Annotated in this window: 19 protein-coding genes; 5 read left to right on the top strand and 14 right to left on the bottom strand. The window is 57.3% G+C overall.

Annotated features, from left to right (window positions below; all coding sequences use genetic code 11):
- Positions 1-8 precede the first annotated feature (8 nt).
- From priA to SCARR_RS19055, 3 genes are all read left to right on the top strand, one after another.
- Positions 9-3,011, top strand: a complete 3,003-nt coding sequence (priA, locus tag SCARR_RS19060) for a replication restart helicase PriA (RefSeq protein ID WP_136063243.1) — start codon at positions 9-11, stop codon at positions 3,009-3,011.
- 176 nt (positions 3,012-3,187) lie between these two features.
- A complete protein-coding gene (locus SCARR_RS29140) occupies positions 3,188-3,313 on the top strand; it encodes a hypothetical protein (RefSeq protein ID WP_281281194.1) in 126 nt (41 codons plus the stop codon).
- A 1-nt stretch (position 3,314) separates the two neighbouring features.
- Positions 3,315-3,602: a rhodanese-like domain-containing protein gene (locus SCARR_RS19055; RefSeq protein ID WP_136063242.1), complete on the top strand. Its 288-nt coding sequence runs from the start codon at positions 3,315-3,317 to the stop codon at positions 3,600-3,602.
- Positions 3,603-3,611: 9 nt separating this feature from the next.
- Here the strand turns inward: SCARR_RS19055 and nth are convergent, their stop codons facing one another.
- The 8 genes from nth to SCARR_RS19015 all read right to left on the bottom strand — a co-directional run bounded on the left by nth (position 3,612) and on the right by SCARR_RS19015 (position 10,468).
- The gene (nth, locus tag SCARR_RS19050; RefSeq protein WP_136063241.1) at positions 3,612-4,265 is read right to left on the bottom strand and encodes an endonuclease III; all 654 of its coding nucleotides are present in this window, start codon (positions 4,263-4,265) and stop codon (positions 3,612-3,614) included.
- Positions 4,266-4,301: 36 nt separating this feature from the next.
- Positions 4,302-5,135, bottom strand: coding sequence for a class I SAM-dependent methyltransferase (locus SCARR_RS19045; RefSeq protein ID WP_136063240.1), 834 nt, complete (start codon positions 5,133-5,135; stop codon positions 4,302-4,304).
- 2 nt (positions 5,136-5,137) lie between these two features.
- A complete protein-coding gene (locus SCARR_RS19040) occupies positions 5,138-5,926 on the bottom strand; it encodes an inositol monophosphatase family protein (protein WP_136063239.1) in 789 nt (262 codons plus the stop codon).
- A 64-nt stretch (positions 5,927-5,990) separates the two neighbouring features.
- Positions 5,991-6,566, bottom strand: coding sequence for a hypothetical protein (locus SCARR_RS19035; RefSeq protein WP_136063238.1), 576 nt, complete (start codon positions 6,564-6,566; stop codon positions 5,991-5,993).
- A gap of 172 nt (positions 6,567-6,738) precedes the next feature.
- Entirely contained in the window at positions 6,739-7,761 is a 1,023-nt protein-coding gene (gene floA / locus SCARR_RS19030) for a flotillin-like protein FloA (protein WP_136063237.1), read from the bottom strand.
- Positions 7,762-7,763: 2 nt separating this feature from the next.
- Entirely contained in the window at positions 7,764-8,945 is a 1,182-nt protein-coding gene (locus tag SCARR_RS19025) for a bactofilin family protein (protein WP_136063236.1), read from the bottom strand.
- A gap of 5 nt (positions 8,946-8,950) precedes the next feature.
- Positions 8,951-9,424, bottom strand: coding sequence for an NfeD family protein (locus SCARR_RS19020; protein WP_136063235.1), 474 nt, complete (start codon positions 9,422-9,424; stop codon positions 8,951-8,953).
- Positions 9,425-9,484: 60 nt separating this feature from the next.
- On the bottom strand, positions 9,485-10,468 hold the full coding sequence (locus tag SCARR_RS19015) for a CPBP family intramembrane glutamic endopeptidase (protein ID WP_136063234.1): 984 nt from the start codon (positions 10,466-10,468) through the stop codon (positions 9,485-9,487).
- Positions 10,469-10,647: 179 nt separating this feature from the next.
- On the opposite strand from SCARR_RS19015, the gene SCARR_RS19010 reads away from it, so the two are divergent.
- Complete coding sequence (locus SCARR_RS19010) at positions 10,648-11,052, top strand: peptide chain release factor family protein (RefSeq protein WP_136063233.1); 405 nt, start codon at positions 10,648-10,650, stop codon at positions 11,050-11,052.
- Positions 11,053-11,217: 165 nt separating this feature from the next.
- On the opposite strand, the gene SCARR_RS19005 is transcribed toward SCARR_RS19010, so the two are convergent.
- Both SCARR_RS19005 and SCARR_RS19000 read right to left on the bottom strand, forming a co-directional pair.
- Positions 11,218-11,670, bottom strand: a complete 453-nt coding sequence (locus SCARR_RS19005) for a hypothetical protein (RefSeq protein ID WP_136063232.1) — start codon at positions 11,668-11,670, stop codon at positions 11,218-11,220.
- A gap of 70 nt (positions 11,671-11,740) precedes the next feature.
- A complete protein-coding gene (locus SCARR_RS19000) occupies positions 11,741-12,721 on the bottom strand; it encodes a peptidylprolyl isomerase (protein ID WP_136063231.1) in 981 nt (326 codons plus the stop codon).
- 105 nt (positions 12,722-12,826) lie between these two features.
- Between SCARR_RS19000 and era the strand changes: the two genes are divergently transcribed.
- Complete coding sequence (gene era, locus SCARR_RS18995; protein ID WP_136063230.1) at positions 12,827-13,750, top strand: GTPase Era; 924 nt, start codon at positions 12,827-12,829, stop codon at positions 13,748-13,750.
- An 88-nt stretch (positions 13,751-13,838) separates the two neighbouring features.
- On the opposite strand, the gene SCARR_RS18990 is transcribed toward era, so the two are convergent.
- From SCARR_RS18990 to SCARR_RS18975, 4 genes are all read right to left on the bottom strand, one after another.
- Positions 13,839-15,215, bottom strand: a complete 1,377-nt coding sequence (locus tag SCARR_RS18990) for a PDZ domain-containing protein (RefSeq protein ID WP_136063229.1) — start codon at positions 15,213-15,215, stop codon at positions 13,839-13,841.
- 86 nt (positions 15,216-15,301) lie between these two features.
- Positions 15,302-16,765 (bottom strand): S1C family serine protease, encoded by a 1,464-nt coding sequence (locus SCARR_RS18985; protein ID WP_168433437.1) that lies wholly within the window; start codon positions 16,763-16,765, stop codon positions 15,302-15,304.
- Positions 16,766-17,156: 391 nt separating this feature from the next.
- Complete coding sequence (gene ahr / locus SCARR_RS18980; RefSeq protein WP_136063227.1) at positions 17,157-18,158, bottom strand: NADPH-dependent aldehyde reductase Ahr; 1,002 nt, start codon at positions 18,156-18,158, stop codon at positions 17,157-17,159.
- Positions 18,159-18,262: 104 nt separating this feature from the next.
- Positions 18,263-18,868, bottom strand: a complete 606-nt coding sequence (locus tag SCARR_RS18975; RefSeq protein WP_136063226.1) for a PEP-CTERM sorting domain-containing protein — start codon at positions 18,866-18,868, stop codon at positions 18,263-18,265.
- Between the last annotated feature and the right edge of the window lie 195 nt (positions 18,869-19,063).

Raw genomic sequence — 19,063 nt, 5'->3', positions numbered from 1 at the left:
GACTTTACATGGCATCAATTGCGAAAGTTGTGGTGGAGATATCGCTGGACCGGGAGTTTGACTACCGGATTCCTGCGCATCTGAAGGACTCCATCAAGGTGGGGTCGCAAGTCAACGTGCCGTTCAAGTCGCGCGAGCTGCGCGGCTTTGTGGTGGGGCTCTCCAATTATTCCGCCTTTGGCGACAAGCTTAAAGAGATCGCCGGGGTCGTCGGCGACAAGCCGCTCATCCCCGAATCGGTGGTCGCCCTGGCCACTTGGATTGCCGATTATTATTGCGCTCCCATCGAGAACGCCGTCCGCACCGTGCTGCCCAGCGCCGTCCGCCGGCGCGGCGCCAAGCACAAGAAGCAGCTATTCGTTTCGCTCGTAGACGCACCGAACGTAGACGGAGCATCCTGCTCCGTTCAGGATGATCGCAGAAGCAATTCCATCCATTGCAAAGCTGATCCATGCGCACAAGCCCAGCGCAACGGAGCTGGAAGCTCCATCTACGAAGAGGAACGCATCAACTATTTCGATGTGCATGAACCAGTTGGAAATGAGCAGGGCAACCTCCCGCATTGGCGGCAGCAAGGGGCGACTTACTTTGTTACTTTCCGTCTAGGCGACTCTCTTCCGCAGGAAAAGCTCAACCAATGGCGAGCTGAGCTGGCTATTTGGCTGCGCGCACACCCTGAACCGCACGATGAAGCCACGAAACGGGAATACTACGAACTCTTTCCGCAACGGTTCCAAAACTGGCTCGATCAGGGGATGGGGTCATGCATTCTTGCAAAACCGGAGATGAAGGAAATTGTCGAGGACGCGCTGCTGCATTTCGACGGCGACCGATACAAGCTGCGCGAATATGCCGTCATGCCCAATCATGTGCACATGCTGATTAGTCCATTGGGCGAGCATCTGCTTTCCGAAATTTTGCATAGCCTGAAATCGTTCACGGCCAATGAAATCAACAAGCGGATAAAGAATGAGCTGAAGCCGGTCTGGCAGCACGAATCGTTCGACCATATCGTTCGATCACCGGAACAGGTTGAGCGCATACGGAAATACATCCACGATAACCCGAGCCAAATCGTAGACGGAGCTTCCAGCTCCGTTTCTGATGACCGCCAACCGTTGGCCGATCCCTTGCTTCCTCCAGTCGATCCAGCCCTCCCCGCCCAGCCGAGCGGAGCTGGAAGCTCCGTCTACGACAAGCTGCCGCCCAAGCAGAAGTTCGTTGTTGAGACGCTGCAAGAGCATGGAGCGATGACGCTTTCGGAGTTGAAGGAGCGGAGCGGCTGTTCGGACTCGCCGATCCGGACGCTGGAAAAAAACGGATTGGTAAAGATTGAGGAGGAAACCATCCTGCGCGATCCGCATATGGGGCTGGAGCTGCTGCGCACCCAGCCGTTCAATTTGATGGCGGAGCAGCAGACCGCGCTTGATATCATAAACGCGTCGATGGACAAAGAAAAGCCGGGCACAGTGCTGCTCCACGGCGTGACGGGCAGCGGCAAGACCGAGGTTTATCTGCAAGCCATCCAGCACGCCCTCGACAAGGGGCAGGGGGCCATCGTGCTCGTGCCCGAAATTGCGCTGACGCCACAAACGGTCGACCGCTTCCGTTCGCGCTTTGGCGACTGCGTGGCGGTGCTGCATTCCAGTTTGTCCGATGGCGAGCGGCACGACGAGTGGCACCGCATCCGCAACGGCGAGGCCCAGATTGCCATCGGCGCGCGTTCTGCGCTTTTTTCGCCGATCGAAAATCCGGGGCTGATCGTGGTGGACGAAGAGCACGAAGCAACCTACAAGCAGGACGAGTCGCCGCGCTACAACGCGCGCGACGTGGCCGTCATGCGCGGCCATTTGGAAAACTGCTGCGTGGTGCTTGGCTCGGCGACGCCGGCGATGGAATCGTTCAAGAACGTGCGCGACGGCCGCTACGAGCTGGCCGAAATGCTGCTGCGGGTTGACGACCGCTCCATGCCGCTGATGCGGATTGTCGACATGTGCATCGAATCCGAGAAAGACGGGCGCCCCCAAATTTTTTCTACGGAACTGGTGGAGGGCATCTACGACCGGCTCAACCTGCGCGAGCAGGTGATCCTGTTTCTAAACCGGCGAGGATTCTCGTCGTCGCTCCAGTGCGAGAAGTGCGGCTATGTGGCCGAGTGTTCGGAATGCAGCGTTTCCATGACCTACCACAAGCGCGCCCACAAGTTGCTCTGCCACATTTGCGGCGCGGAGGAAAAGGTGCCGAACCGCTGCCCCGACTGCGGCGATCCCGATTTTAAGTATGCCGGCATGGGCACGGAAAGGATCGAAGAGGTTTTAGGAAAGCTTTGCCCGAACGCCAAGGTGGCGCGCATGGATTCCGACACCATGCGCAAGAAGGATTCCTACCGCAAGGTGCTCGATCAGTTTCGCACCGGCAAGATCGATATTCTGCTCGGCACGCAGATGATTGCCAAGGGGCTCGATTTTCCGAACGTGACGCTGGTGGGTGTGCTCAATGCGGACATGTCGCTGCATGTGCCCGATTTCCGGGCCGGCGAGCGCACTTTCCAGCTGCTCACGCAGGTGGCCGGACGCGCCGGGCGCGGCGAAAAAGCAGGGGAAGTCATCGTGCAGGCCTACACGCCGCACCACCCGGCGATTCAGGCGGCGCGCAGCTTGGACTATGACGGCTTCTGCTCCCAGGATCTTGAGTTCCGCAAGGAACTGTGCTACCCGCCCTATTCGCACCTTGTGCTGTTGACGTTTAAAGGAGAGTGCGAAGGCGAGGTGATGAGTGTGGCCGATGGCTTTTCCGCGCGGCTGGAAAAAATCCTGCCCGAATCGGTAACGCATTCGCCGCCGGTTCCCGCGCCGCTCGCCCGTGCCAAGGGCCTGTGGCGCTACCAAATCATGCTTCGTTGCGAGCATACCGTAAAAATGACCCGGCCCATCCGCCACGTCCGCTCGGTCTACAAAATACCGAAAACCGTCACCTGTACGGTGGATGTCGATGCGCTTTCCTTATTGTAGCGCTGTAGATGGAGCATCTTATTACTCCATTCAGGATGAACATAAAGACCATGCTATCCATTGCAAAGCTGAACCACGCACACAGGCCAGTCCTGCAACGAAGCTGGAAGCTTCGTCTATGCTTTACCATCCAGCCAATACTGCTATCCTGCCTGAAATTTAACTTGGAGAAAAATGTGGCGCAAAAAACGGCAAGTGTAGAATCAAAGCTCGGCGACAAATTTGTTATTGAAAGCGATTCCCGTTGCTCCGTCTCCGACAACCTGCACACCGCGACACCGGTCAATGTGAAGCTGGCTTAGAATGAACGTTGAGATCAATGCGTCGGAGATCAGTGGGCTGGGGGAAGTGCAAATCGTCGATATTCGCACTCATCAGGAAGTGGCCGTTGATCCGTTGCCGTGCAAACACATTCACATCCCAATGGATCAGTTGCTGAACCAGCCGCACTTGCTGGCCAAAGAGAAAACGAGCGTGCTCGTTTGCGCGGCCGGTGTGCGCACTAAGTTTACTGCACTTGAACTGCGAAAGATCGGGTTCGACAAGGTGTATTCGCTGTTGGGCGGCAACCGAATGCTGGCAGGTCAATAGACCCGCCCGCTAGGCTTTGTTCACGACGAGCGGCTTTTTGCGGTTGGGGTGGGTGGTCCGACAGATTTCGCATTTGGTGCCGTCGCACCCGCGGGCGGTGCAGTGTTCGCGCCCGTAGGTGATGAACTGCAGATGCAAGTCTTCCCATTTTTCCTGAGGGAACAGTTTTTTCAGATCCTCTTCCGTCTGCACCACGTTTTTGCCTTTGGTCAGCCCCCAGCGCTGGGCTAGGCGGTGGATGTGGGTGTCGACGGGGAACGCCGGAATCTTGAAGGCGTGGATCATCACAACGCTGGCGGTTTTATGGCCGACGCCCGGAAGCCGCTCCAGTTCCTCGAAGGTTTGCGGGACAACGCCGCCATGCTCTTCGACGAGCATTTCCGAGAGTCGCTTGATGTTCTTGGCTTTGCTGTTGGCCAGTCCGCAGGTTTTGATGCATTCGAGGATTTCCTCAACGGACAGCTTCATCATCTCCTCCGGCGTGGAGGCTTTGGCAAAGAGGGCGGGGGTGACGATGTTCACGCGTTTGTCGGTGCATTGCGCGGAAAGCAGCACGGCGATGAGCAGGGTGTAGGCGTCGGTGTGGTCGAGCGGAATCGGCACCTCCGGATACAGTTCGTCGAGCTTTTGTCCAATGTAGGCGGCGCGTTCGGTCTTGGTCATGTTTTGTGCCTTGTTGGGGCGGCATGCATGTCGCCCTTACTTGATGCCAACGACATAGGCGACCCAGCCTTGAACGTTTTCGTAGGTTTTGCGGAGGCGGAAGATTTCATCGGATTCGCCTTCGTCGTCGAAGTCGTGCAGATAGACCTCGGCTTTGGAAAAGCCGGCCTCGAGGAGGATTTCCTGCAGCTCCGCGAGGGTCCAAAGCCGCCATTCGTAGGTGAACGCCTTTTCGATTTTTCCAAAACCCGGCACCTTGAAGTGGATATGGCAGGTGGTGTCGTGGTTGATGGGATTATAGGCCGCCTGCTCCCAGACATATTCAAAGTCCGGAATTTTCATGCCCTCGGGTGTTGTGAATCCGGGGATCTCGCGGACGTCGTCGCTCTTGGCGGTGACCGACTCGGTGCCGCCATAGATGTCCATCACGAAGAGGCCTTCGTCTTTGAGAGACTCCTTCATGCGTTGGAAATAGCGGCGGAGCACATCGCGCTGCTTGAAGACGCAGAAGGAAAAGTTGAGCGCAAAGGCGAGGTCGACTTTAGGGGTTTTGGCCTCCAGCACATCGCCGCAAATCAGGTGGAGCCGTTTCTTCTGTTTGTCGGTCAGTTCGGAAACATTGTATTTCACGCCCCAGTCGAGCGTCGGTTGGTGGAAATCGATGCCCCAAGCCTCGTGCAGCTTGCTGCGCTGCGCCCAGCGGGCGGCGAGTTTGGCCGTGCCGCAAAAATCCTCGCGCACGGTCAACGGCTTGCGCTTCCAATGTTTGGTATAAACGCGCTTCCCGAAGTCGAGATCGGTATCGACGTTCTGTACGGAGGCTTCGTAGAGCCAGTGGATGTCGGGTGGTGTCTTTTTCTTTTTGCCCATAGTCAGATGCACTTCGTGTGAATGGCGCGGAGGCCGTCGATGAGATGCTCGTTGGCGCACAGTACGGTGGCGCCGTGCGGAATGTCCTGGTGCGGATAAAGGAAGAGCACGGCGCCGGCGCGTTCGGCGATGAGCCCGGCGGCGGCGTAGTCCCATAGGTAAATGCTGGTTTCAAAGAAGCCGTCGCTTGTTCCGGTGGCCACATGGCAGAGGTCGAGCGCGGCCGATCCGTTGATGCGGACCTTCCGGGTGTTGAGTGCCAGCATTTGGAACATTTCAAAGTGAGGCTCTTTATGCGACCGCATGTGCTTTGACAGGCCGGTAAAGATCATCGCATCCTGCAGGCGCTTGGTTTTTGAAACACGGATCGGTTGGCCGTTGAGCTTGGCAACATCTTCGATATGCGCCGTATAGTAGTCGCCGAACTCCGGTGCAAAGACGCAACCGGCGAGAATGGTTTCGTGGTGGCGGACCGCGATGGAGCAGCACCAGAAGGGGTGTCCATGCGTATAGTTCATGGTGCCGTCGATGGGGTCGATGATCCATTCGTAGGCTTCGGCAGGATTTCCCCGTATATCCTCTTCGCCCAGAATGCCATGCTCCGGAAACTCGGAGGCAATGACCTCTTCGGCGATCTTCTGGCACTCGACGTCAAGCACCAGCTTAATATCGTGGTCGAAGATGTCGTTGGCTTCGGTGCGGCGGTGCTTGTTGGCCAAGGCATGATTGCCGGCCGCCTCTGCCGCGCAGATGGCCACGTCGAGCAATTGGCCTAGTGGAATTTTATTCATTGGGCTATTAAGCTAAACCTCGCCTCCGATGGCAACTTCCAAACATTGGAAGTGCAACCGGGGGCTACTTTGCGAGCGTGTTCTCGAACGAGGCGTCGTAGGCGCGGGGCGGACTGAAGATTAGGTTGGCAATGATCGCCTGCTTCAGTTTTTTACGGCTCTTGAAGTCAAAGTCAATGACGCCGCCGGCGTTGTTGCGCATCATCGGTATGGTTGGGATGCGGATGCTGCTGCTGGCGAAGACCGACGAGGCCACCTGGGGTGGTGCTTGGAAGGCCACTACTTTTTCCACGCCTTGGATTGGGGGCAGACTGGGCTCCAGCGGTTTCGGCATCGGGGCAGGTTCGGGCGCGGGTTCTTCGTAGAATTCCTCCGCTTGGTCCTGCTCGAACTCCTCCATTTCATGCACGTAGTCCGGGCGCTCGTAGCCTTCCGGCCAGTCGGGCTGCTCGGTGGGCTGCGGCTCCAGTTTTTCAGCGAGCTTCTCGAAAAACTCTTCAATCGAGGAGGGCGCGCGCTTAGTTGCCGCTTCGCCCTGCTTCGGCGCCGGTTTGTTCTTGCCCGCTTTTCCCGCCAAATATTTCAGCAGCTGGACGACGGCAATAACCACAAACACTAAAAGGCCTACAAAATCTTCCATATTATCCCTCCGGGAAAGTCCTAAGTCCGAACATCCCAAATCCGAAACAAATCCCAAATCCGAGAGGAGAATGTTCCAAAGCCGGAGGGCACCGCCCTCCGGCACCTGGTTTCAATTTTTCACTCATTGAACATTTAGGTTTGTTTCGGATTTAGGGTTCAGCGCTTGGAGCTTATTTCCCCTTGCCCTGGTTTTCGTCGTCTCCGCCGGAGAGCGATTCGCGCATGGCGGTGTCGGCGCTGATGTTCTGCATGCGGTAGAAGTCCATCACGCCGAGGTTGCCTTTGCGGAAGGCTTCGGCCATGGCCAGCGGCACTTCGGCCTGAGCTTCGATCACTTTGGCTTGCATCTCTTGAACGCGGGCGCGCATTTCCTGTTCGGTGGCGATGGCCATCGCGCGGCGCCCTTCGGCCTCGGCCTGGCGCATGATTTTGTCGGCGTCGGCACGGTCGGTTTCGAGCTTGGCGCCGACGTTGGAGATCTGTCCGACCCCGGCCACGGAGATGTCGGCAATATCGATCGATACGATCTCGAAGGCGGTCTGCGCGTCGAGGCCGCTTTCGAGCACCTTGCGGCTGATGGCATCGGGGTTTTCGAGTACGTTTTTATAGGAGGCCATCGAGCCGATGGCGCTGACGATGCCTTGGCCGACGCGGGCGATGATGGTTTCTTCAGTGGCGCCTCCGACGAGGCGCTCCAGATTGGTGCGGACCGTTACGCGCGCTTTCACGAGCAGGCGAATGCCGTCTTTGGCCACAGCATCGAGCATGCCGCTTGCGGATTTGGCGGAGTCCGGGCAGTCAATCACCTTTGGGTTGACAGAGGTCTGTACGGCATCGACAATGTTGCGTCCGGCAAGGTCGATGGCGGCGGCCTGCTGGAACTGCAGGTTAATGTTGGCCTTGTCGGCGGCAATCATGGCGCGGACGACGTTCTGAATGCTGCCGCCGGCGAGGTAGTGGGCTTCAAGCATGTCGGTGGAGATGGTCAGTCCCGCTTTAATGGCGGAAATATAGGTCAGCACCACTTGGTGCGGCGGCACGCGGCGCAGCTTCATGCCGATGAGGTCGCGGATGCGGACCTGAGCTTCGGCGAACAGCGCGCGCACCCATAGGTCGATCACAGAAATGGCTAGTGCCATAAAGATTAGCAGGATGATGGCAACGGGTACTAGTATGACATAATACAGGTTCATGACTATTGCTCCTCGGGTTTATTGGCTTCGTTTTTCAGTTCTTCAAGTTTTTTAAGGTTTTGCGGCACCTGGATGATGAGACGGCGCTTTTGGAGCAGCGCCAGCAGCAATGCACCCGTCCCCATCCATGCCACGGCCATCTGCGCGGGTACGGCGATGGGCGGGAAGACGGTGGCCAGATAGATGACGGCCAGTCCAAGCGCCATGGTCAACAGGACGTGGCGGATCGAAGTGCCGACCGACCGCAGGATCATCGTGCCGACGACGAGGCCCATGGTAAAACGGCTGACATAGATCAGGATGCCCCATACGGCCAGAATCAGCCCGCCGAGCGGGATGCCGACGATTGACGAGGCGCACATGATGGCGAGGAAGGGAAGCGCCGCGGTTGCGAGCATGCCCACGAGCAGGCATTTCCATGCCGATGTGCGTGCGAGCTGCGCGGCCATGGCGGTGGTCATGGGAAAGAGGGCGATGAACGGCACGCCTGCGAGGAATGCCGCGAGGAACCACATGGCGCGGGAATAGAGGCGCTCCTTGGAAAAAAGCGGTTCGGCCTTCGGCAGCTGCCGTTCGATGGCGCCGGCGACCACGCCTGCGGCGGGGACGAGCTCCTTGTTGGCGGTATAGGCCAGGTTGCCGTCAATCTGCGCGTCGCGGGCAAAGAAGACTTCTGGCGCTACGATTTTAACGTTGCCTTTGATGGTTCCTCCCAACGTGGCGGTGCGCGCGGAGGTGATGGCGGCATTGCCTTTGACGAGGCCTTCTTGAATGACGCTGGTCGCAATCAGCCGGACGTTTCCTTCAACCACGGCATTGGTTCCGAGGATCACCGTTTCAGCCATGGCCATCACGTTGCCGGCTACGTGGCCGTCGATCCGTACGGTTTTTCCCGCGAGGCGGACGTTGCGCAGGCAGTGGCCGTCCATGCTGGCAGCCAGGCCGGAGGCGCCCCACACATTGCCTTCGTAGGTGCCGTTGAGCAGCAGCGCGCCTCCCGAGGAAATGAACAGGTCGTTTTGAAAGCGGCCTTCGGCTTCGGCGGTGCCGGCGAGCACCCATTGCTCGTCGGCCACGGTTTGGGATTCGGCCACGCGGTAGGCGTTGGTCGCGAGGAATTCGGCGGCCCGTACCGGCAGGGCAAGCACGGCGAGGAGGCCAAAAATGGGAAGTGTATAACGCATGAGGGTTATGCTTTCACGACGGAGACGTGCCCGCCTGAGGTTGATGATATTTTAACGGGCTGTCCGGCTTCGATCCATTCGCCGTCGGCCACAACGTCGATGCGCTTGCCGTCGAATTTGGCAATGCCGGAGGGGCGCAGGGTGCTGACCGCTTCTCCAACGGCGCCGGTGGGGAGGCGCTCGTCGGTGGTATGGGATTTATAGCTTGCGGTGTCTTCGGAGAGCGAGAGGCTCTTGCCGACGCGGCTTTTTGGGAAATATTTGATCCAGACGACGAAGGTCAAAATGCCCATGAACAGCAGGGCGAACGCGCTGAGCATGTTCCATGGGGCGGGAAAGTTCTGCGCCCCGACCACGGCCGCCGAAATCCAGGCCACGGAGCCGCAGATGCCGAGAATGCCGCCGGGAATGAAAATCTCTGTACCGATGAGCACAAAGCCGGCGAGAAGAAGCGTGACATATAAGGTTATTGGTTCCATGCGGGAAACAATAGAAGGACGGCGCTTGGAATGAAAGAGTGGATTAACGGATTTGTGCGATTAACCGAACAGGTTCAGGGCCAGAATACTGACGGTGTTGAAGATGGCGTGGAGGCCGATGCAGGCCCAAAGCGAGCCGGTGCGCCAATAGGCGAGGCAGGCTGCGCTGGATAAAATCATTAAAGCTGTGAATGAATGAAAGCTCCCGCTGATGAAGGTGATGTATGCGGAAAACAGCACGACGAGAGCGAGCACGCCTCGGGTGGCGAAAACCGCCCAGCGGTTTTGAGCCGGCCAAAAGAGCAGGCAAAAGAGGGAGGCGCTGCCGAAGAGGATCAGGAAAATGAAAAAATGAAAGTGCAGCAGGGCGAACAGGCTGGAGACCAGCAGGGTTGAACCGGCGAGTCCCATGCGTTTGAGCAGCGCCGGAAAAATGATGCCGCGGAAGAGCAGTTCCTCGAAAAACGGCGCCGCAATAATGGCCATCACCGAAAACAGGATCTGTTCGAGCTGGGGCGAGTCGACAAACTGCTGCACGCTTTCCTGCAGGGGCAGCTCATAGCCCAGCAGCGTAAGCAGGGCCGAAGACAGGAGCAGCAGCGGAACAATGGCAAGGTAGAAGAGGGGGGAGAGCGCAGCGAGTTTAAGCTGTCTAAGCCTCAGGCCAAAGGTGTCATCGAGTGTGCCGCCCCGCTTCCAGATTGTGATGAAGATGGCAAAGGTGACGATGGTGTAGATGAGTAGTGCGACGACCAGTTTTGCAGTGGGGATTTGCTCAGCGTAGAAAAGGCGCCCGCTGAACATGGCCAGAATCATGAGCGTCAGGTGGAGCAAAACGATGCCGTAGATTTCCGTGAAGCTGAACGCCCGCGCCACCAGTCGGGCGGTCAGCGTCTCCGTATCGGGCGGGGTCCGTCGATGGTGAAGCACCAGAATTAAAATGGCAACCAGCCCTCCAAGCAACATCGCCGATTCGATGATCCAGTACAAGTGCCGGCTCCCGGCTTCGGCGTTGGCGAGCATTTCTTCCATTGCGCGCATCATATTCGACGGACCGATTAAATCAATTGCGAAAGCGGAGAGGAACCTGCGGTTCCGGTTAATCGGTATTTGCTATTGAGTTAATCGGCTTCCTTCTTCTCGCATGCTTTGCGGTTATGTGCTATTCGACTAACGAATAACAATTAACTAATAACTGCCGCATTACGCGGCATGGTGATCCCATGATTACGTCGGAAAAAATGGAAAAGCTGCAGAAGCGGATGGTCGAGCTTGGGATTCTTGAACAGGAAATCGAAGAGCATTTTATCCGTGGCTCCGGCAGCGGCGGCCAGAAAGTCAACAAGACCTCCTCCTGCGTCCAGCTGGTTCATCCGTCCAGCGGGATCGAGGTGCGCTGCCAGCATACGCGGTCGCAGGCCGACAACCGCTATTGGGCCCGGCGCGAACTCTGCGAAAAGATTGAAGAAAAGGTGCTTGGCGAAAAAAGCGCCAAGCAGCAGGCGGCCGAAAAAATACGCCGTCAAAAGCGCCGCCGTTCGCGTCGCGCCAAAGCCAAAATGCTCGACGCCAAGACCAAGCAGGGCTCCAAGAAAAAGCTCCGAGGCCGCGTCCGGCCGGATGATTGACGGCTAGTACTCAGTCATGAAATTAATGTCCTGTTTCTGTTCAGCCGGATTTTTTACCACGGAGTCACAGAGGCACTGAGTTTGTTAAGGTTCTTTTACTCCGAGCCTCCGTGCCTCTAGCGAAGCGGGTGGTGAAATGCCCGCCACTTAATTCGTGACTATGTACTAGGCCTTTTTGAGGTTGAGCTCCAGTTTGCTGAGCGTCAGTTGTTCGACCCGCTCCAGTTCCTGCAGGTTTTCCAGAATTTCGCGCACGTGTTCGGACTGCGCCTTTTTCGCCATGTCCTGATAGAAGCAACGCAGGCCGTCGTCAAAATGGCGCGCTGCAGCGATCACATACGCGGCGTCCACCGAGTCGGGTACGCTGTATTCCGCAAAGTGCTGCTCCGTGCCATCGATCATGTATTTGAAAAAAGTATCGAGAATATTGTCCGATACCTCTTCCTCGTATTCTTTCAGGCGCGACTCGAGCAGCCGTTCGTGGTCGATGAGCTCTTCGAGGAGTTCGCAGGTCTCTTCCTGCGGTGCGAGGTCGAACAGCTCTGTGTAGAACCGGATCATTCTGCGGTGGAACTTCCGTGCATGATCCAGAACATCTCTAGTTTGGTTAAATGACATTTCAACCACCTCCTAGCTCGCATTCTAATCTCGATAGGCGATCTGTCAACCGGTGCAAGGTCTTGGATAACTAGTTGTATATGACGATGTAGTTGTTTTGCTTGAGGCGCTCGATCCAGCGTTTCCTGAGCCGTTCGCGTTCTTTGGCAGTCAACATGCTCTTGATGTCGGCGCGGACTTCGTCGAAGGTTTTGTAGCCGGGTTGCCGGCGCGCATCCACCTTTAGGATATAGAGTTGCTCTTCGGTTTCGACGATGCCGCTGATCTCGCCGGCAGGGAGGGTTGCGAGCGCTTCCTGCAGCTCCACGCGGACATCCTTGGGCTGCATCCAGGGGAACGCCCCGCCGTCCGCCGCGCGGCTGCCTTCGGAGACCTCTATGGCGGTTTGGTTGAAGTCGCTTCCTTCCAGCAGCTTGGCCAGCGTTTTCTCGGCTTCTTCGCGCTTTACGGCTTGGTCTTCTTCGGTTTCGCCCTTGTTGAGGACGATCACGCTGTATTTGACTTTTGCCGGAATGAAGAAGTCGTCTCTCTTGGATTCGTATTCCTCGCGCACTTGTTCCGGCGTGATGCGGGCGCGGCTGTAGACCTCTTGCCCGATCATGTAGTCGACGGCCATCTTTTCCCGGATCATGTCCATGTACTCTTCGCGCGTCTTTTTCTGGCTGGCCAGCACCTCTTCGAACTGCGCGGCGTCGCCTTTGAAGCGGGTGTTGATCATCCGCTTGATTTCATCGTTAACGTACTGGTCGGGAATTGCGCCGCCTTTGGCGGTGTAGGTTTCCATAATCAGCGCGCGTTCGACCAGTTTTTCACGCGTCTGGTTAAAGGCTTTTTCAAGTTCTTGGGTGAGCTCGTCGCCTTGGTAGGCGCGGTAGAGCTCCGGCATGATCGGGGCCATCGCCTCGCGCACCTCGCCGCGCGTGATTACCTGCTCGTTCACTCTCGCCGCGTAGCCGTCGATCTCAATCGACATCCGCTTCGGCGCCGTATTGGTCTGCCCCCGCACCGCCGAGGCGCCCAGCACAGCCATCAATAAAATTACATGTCTCATAATCCAAGCACCATAAATAAAGGGTGGCGGGGGCGCAACGCCGAAAAGCGAAACCGCGAATATTCTTTACGCTGGCAGGGCGGCTTATGCTAAAACCCGCGCCCTATGACAGAAGAAACCGCAGAACCTACAGGCATTGGAAACTCCGGCATCGTTGCGATCGTCGGACGCACCAACGTGGGCAAGTCCACGCTCGTCAACCACTTGCTCGGCGAAAAGGTCAGCATTGTCAGCGATACCGTGCAGACCACCCGCAACCTCATCCGCGCCATTCTCACCGAGCCGCGCGGGCAGATGGTCTTTCTCGACACCCCCGGCGTCCACAAGGCCCAGGGCGAAATGGGCAAGAACCTCAACAAGGCCGCGCGCGCCGCCGTGCAGGGGGTCGACGCCATTCTGCTAGTGCTCGACCGCTCCTCCAAGCCTGCGCTTGAAGACGACGGCTGGTTGCGCCGCCTCGCCCGCGAGGAAGGCCCCTGCATCATTGCCTTCAACAAATCCGACCGCAATTTCAACTGCTCTTCGGCGTATAAAGAGCTGTGGAACGAAATCAAACTCGAGAAGGAAAGCGCCGTCGAACCGGTTTGGACCTCCGTTTCCGCTTTAAACGGCGACGGCATGGCCGGCTTGCTCGACATCCTGTTCGAAAACATTCCCGTTGGTCCGCCGCTCTTCCCCGACGACATCCTCACCGACTATCCCCGCAAGCTCAACATTGCCGACGTCATCCGCGAAAAGCTTTTCCACCGCCTGCACGACGAGCTGCCGCACGCCGTCGCCGTTTGGGTTGAAGAGATCGTCGAGGGGGAAAAGAAATGGTCGGTCGAAGCCTCCATCTATGTGGAGCGCCACTCCCAGAAAGGGATCGTCATCGGCGAAAAAGGGCGCTTGCTCAAGTGGGTTCGCGAACAGGCCGAAAAAGAGCTCTACGAAATGTACGGCGTTCGCTTCAAGCTCACGCTCTGGGTCAAGGTTGAAAAGAACTGGCGCAAAAACTTCTGGATCCTCAAGAAGCTCGGCTACGCCTAAAAAGGGTAAAGGTATGTTGTTCCGCCTTTAGGCGGCTTTGCACGTGCAGCCGCCTAAAGGCGGAACTACAAACCTATTCATTCCTTTCTTACGGATTCAGGCGAATGCGGGTCGGGATCTGGTATTTTTCCATGATGGCCGCGGTGGCGTCTTTGAACGGCGCGGCGTCGAGGATAACCTTGGAGGTGCCGTAGCCGGGCAGGAATTCAATCACGTGGAACCCGTCCTCGGGATGTTGGAAGGCTTCTTCCATTTCCCGGATGGAGTCGATGCTGCGGCCGTTGACGGATTTGACGATGTTTTGCGCCATTTCGTGGTAGCCAAGGTTGTAGTCGTCGGGGAAGACGTCGGTCAGGACAATCAGCCGCTGCTGTTCGGGGGTTGGGGACTCGCTTCGCATCTCGTTGAGGATCCGCAGGGTGGGCGGGATGTTGTTTTCCCAGTCCTTGCCCCAGGCTTTGAGGTAGGGCACGTCGAGTTCGCGGAAAACAAAGCCGCCGGCGACGAGGTAGGGCGGAGGGAGGTCCGGCCGGGCTGCGGGGATGAGGGCGGCGCTGGGCTGGGTGTTCTTCAGCGGAACCTCGACGGTGGTCTCTTCTTTATTTCGCAGCACCTTGGCGGTGAGGACGTCGCCGGCATAGTGGCCATCGGTGGCGATGAGGTTGAGGCCCATCAGGCCGTAGCGCGGATGCAGGTAGTCGCCCTGCGAATTAATGGCATGGCCGTCGAGCTCGAGCAGGATGTCGTCAGGCAGCAGGATGCCGTCGGCGGAGCCGTTGGGGAAGCAGCTGCGGATGAGGATGCCGGCGGGGGCGCCCGTCTGCCCGAAATGGGCGGCCTGCGCTTTGCCCCGGTTGTATTGATAGTCGATGCCCAGCCGTCCAAAGCTGGGATACTCCGGCAGATCGACGGCGTGGAGGTAGGCTTGGATCAGCTCGGCGGGGATGACCGTGATGCGGTTGCCGCTTTGCGACCGGGCTATGCCGATCATGCGGTCGCCGCTGAACACCGGTTCGCCGCGACCGCCGCTCTTGAGGTCGGTAATGAAGTAGATGCCGGCATAGCCGAAATAGGGCACGGAGGATTTAAAGACCTTCACCTGCGACCAGCGGCACGACGAAAAGGTGAGTTGGCTCGATTTCCACGCGACGCAGTAAAAGTCTTCGCCCTCGGCGTCGGCGGTCTCGGCCAGATCGACGGGCTTTAGGTTGTCGAAGAACCCCGGCTCGTCGGTGGTCAGGATGGCGAGCCCGACCTGGTTGTCGCAATGGACGATGCGGGCGGGGATGCGGGGGGGGCGGTCAAACTTTTCGAGCTGGATCAGGGTGGCGTCGTCGAGATAGGCCGCCGGCACGAGAATGCGGTTGCCGGGCATCACGGTGCCGAGGCAGGTGCGGTTGCGCGGCTTGGCTTTTTGCCAAGGGCGGTATTCGTTCCACGCCTGGTACGTGACGCGCACCGTCACGAGCTGGTATTCGGCCGGATGGTCGGGCCGGGCGCCGGCGGGAAGGGCGAGGAGCAGCAGGCTCAAGAAGGGGAGAAGCAGCTTGTTCATAGGTTTCGGTCCTTCGGGATGGCATATTTTTCAAGAATCTCTGTATTTACGGCGTCGGCTTCTTCGCGGTTAAGCACCATGAGGCGGTTGCCGTGCTGGAGGCGGATGAGGTGCTGGTCGGCCGTATTGCCTTCGATCGCTTCGACCACGTCTGCGACCGTCCGGACGGTTTTGCCGTTGACGGTGTCGAGCAGCCGGTAGGTGTAGAGCATCTCCTCCACATTAACCTCGTGATCGAGCCGGCGGATCACCATCACCTGCGGTGCGTCGGCAAAATCGTTGTCCTCCAGATAGCGGAAATACATTTCATTCACCAGTTCCTGCGGCGCTTCCTGCACCCATTTTTCGGAATAGGTCTTGATCGTTTCGCGGTTGAGCGGCGCGAAGACGAGGCCCGCATAAACAAAATAGGTGGGCTTGATGTCATACAGGTTGGATTTGGCCTCCAGCGGATTGTAATGGTTCAACTCGATTTCAACCATCATCCGCCCCTTCGCCCGAATCAGCTCAACCGGCAGCGTTTCGCCCTTCTGCAGCTGGTCGGCCACAATGCCGAAATCGAGGCGCATGCCGTTCCACTCCACCGTGCCGTCGTTCGCCACCGGATAGCCGCCGATCGAGGTGATGATGTCGTCTTTTTGCAGCACGGTCTCCGCGCCGCACCCGCGGATGAGGTGCTCCACCCGGATGCCCGTTTCACCCTCCTTCATGCCGGCATAGCGCCGCGCGGCGGGGCTGTCGAGCGTGGCGGCAAACAGCCCTAGCTCGGGATAGCCGTCGTATTTTCCGTCCTTCAGGTCGGTCAGGAAATGGTCGACCACCTGCACCGGAATGAAGAAGCCCATGTTTTCAAGCTGTTGGTTGCCCTGAAACGCCACGCCGACCACCTTGCCGTCTTGGATTACCGGTCCGCCGCTGTTGCCCGGATTAATCGCGGCGTCGGTCTGCACGGTCAAGTGGGAGTCCATGCCCGAATGCACATAGTCTTTCACTTCGATGCGCGACACCACGCCGGCCGTGCTCGAAAGCAGCTTTCCGCCGGCTGGATAGCCATAGGTCACCACGCGCGACCGCAACGGCGGCAGGGCATCGAACTCCAGTTCCGGCACCTCCGCAATGCGGGAAGGGTCCGCCAGTTCCAAAATCGCCAGATCGCAGTCGTGCCCGATGGCCGCCACGCGGGCGGGGTAGGGGGTAGGGTCGTTGTAGAAATAGACCAGCAGCATGGCCGAGTCGCTCACCACATGCGCATTCGTCAGGATCCGTTTCCCCGAAATCACAAAGCCGCTGCCCATGCCGCTGCCCGTCGCGCCCGATTCCCACGGCGCATACCAGCTGAAGCGGTTGTACTGGTTCATGATTTTCACCACCGAGTCTTCCACCCGCGCCTGCGCACCCGCCGTCCACTGAATGGAAAGCGCCAGCAGCACCGCCCCGCAAAACCTAATCCTATGCCTCATCTTCACCTCCAGAATAAATAGATAAACACAGTCTATCCATTTCGCCGCCCGATGAAAGAACAGACTCGCACTTCCCGCCGTTTCCTCCGCCCGCCATGTCGGGGACATGGCCTACACGCTTGCGCGGTTGGCTTCGAAGCAGTGGGGTGCGGGAGGCTGGGAAGGCGCCGGATCGGAATCCGGCCCCACATTGTTTTAGCCGCGAAAAGGCGCAAGAAGCGCAAAGAAAAATCAGTTCGGGTCTTCGTGCCTCTTGCGCTTCTTTGTGGCGATCCTCCCGGATGTTCGAGCCGATTTCACCTCCAGCGTTTCACACATGAAAGGCTCTAATAACCAATAACAGAAAACCATTAACTGGAACGGCAAAACCGAAGGTTATGCAAGTTCCTCTTTAGTGTTCCAGCACGATGCGGTATTTGGCTTTGCCGCTGCGCAGGTGGTCGAGCGCTTCGTTGACCTGGCTGAACTTAAACTTTTCAATCACGGGCTTCACGTCGTGCTGTTGGGCAAAGTCGAGCATCTTGGCAATGGTGGCCGGGCTTCCGACCGCGGTGCCGGAAATCGACTTCTGACCCATAATCAAACCAAACACGCCGATGTCCAGCGGCTCCAGCGTGGCGCCCACAAAATGCAGCCGGCCTTTGGGTTTAAGGGTCTGGAGATAGAGGTTCCAGTCGAGCTTTACATTCACCGTCGAAAGCACCATGTCGAAGCATCCGGCGGCCGCCGTAATTTCCGCCTCGTCGCGCGAATTGATCGTGTGATGCGCGCCCATGCCCAGCGCTTCGGCTTTCTTGTGTTCGCTGGAGGTGAAGGCGGTGACTTCGCAACCCCACGCATTCAAAAACTGCAACGCAATATGCCCGAGTCCGCCAATGCCGATCACAGCAACCTTGTCCGTCGGTTTTACGTCAAACTGAACCAGCGGATTAAACACCGTAATGCCGCCGCAAAAGAGCGGGCCGACGCTTTCAATATCAATGCCTTCGGGCAGCTTCACGACGCTGTCGGCGTGGGCGCGAACCTTGTCGGCAAACGCGCCGTGCCGGCCAATGATCGTTCCTTCTGCCGTGGCGCAGAGGTTTTTATCGCCTGTACGGCAGGAGTCGCAGGTGTTGCAATAGCCCGAGTGCCAGCCGAGGCCCACGGCGTCGCCGACCGCCAGCGTCTTTACGCCGTCGCCGATTGCGACCACATGTCCAGCCACCTCGTGGCCCGGAACAAAGGGATAGGAGGTCATGCCCCATTCGTTGTCGAGCATGCTCAGATCGCTGTGGCAGATCCCGCAATAATCGACGGCAATCTCCACCTGATCCGGTCCCAGCGCGCCGGGGTCATATTCAAACGGTTCCAGCTTCGCGCCGGCTTCTTTTGCTGCATAGGCTTTAATCATCGGGCTGCTCCTTTATTCGTTTAATCGGGAATGTTGCCGTGCATTGAGAGAGAGGCTTCTTTGGTTTTGCCATTTTCACCGTGTTGATTTTGCTGGTATCAATATCAAAGAATCCCTTTTCTGACCCCTTTTTTTGATCTACATAAAACTATAGCGATGCTTCCGCTTCCGATTAAGACTAATGTTGAGGGCTCAGGGATTGATGTTGTAACTGTCATGCTGTCACCAGTCCAAGATATGGTCATTGTTTCATTTGGAACTATCCCACAGCTTTCCAAGGTAACCCCTTGAAATATTGCAGTTTCATTGACGGAGCCAATATTAGGTGCTGTTTTTGGGATATACAGTCTCTCCATGCCTCCAGTTATAAACCAAAATGGAGTATTTGTTGATATTGTATTTGCGGGCCAGATCCCATCTGCTTGAGTTAGTTCATTTTTTGCAGAAATTCTGATCCACTCAGAATCTGTGGCATCGGATGAGATTTGCCATCCATAAATTTCGAAGATGGGCTGTACTGCTGCATTTGGGATTAATGTTGCGGTATCATATGCAAACCGATTTGCTTGGGAAAAATCATATAAGCCAGTTGCTCTTATGGTTAAATCTGTCCCGTCATCAGTTATGCTCAAAATTATCGATGCGTTTGCAACTTGTGAAAAAATGGCGATTGATCCAAGTAACGATAATCCGCTTAAGAAGCTTCTCATATGATTTACCAGTTTTATTATGCCGAACGATTAGGCAGAAACTGTTCTGCCTATCACGTAAACACCGGTGTTAGGCAGATGACAGTCCGCTACGTTTGTATGAGGTGTAGCATAGTCCGCTCGACCGAAGATTGCAAAGTCCTTGATGCTGAATCGGAATTATTCTCGGATGGCAAAGTTGGGCGGGCTGTAGCT

It is taken from the genome of Pontiella sulfatireligans (assembly GCF_900890705.1).
GTDB classification, from domain to species: domain Bacteria; phylum Verrucomicrobiota; class Kiritimatiellia; order Kiritimatiellales; family Pontiellaceae; genus Pontiella; species Pontiella sulfatireligans.
This window is presented reverse-complemented; position numbering and strand designations above follow the sequence as displayed.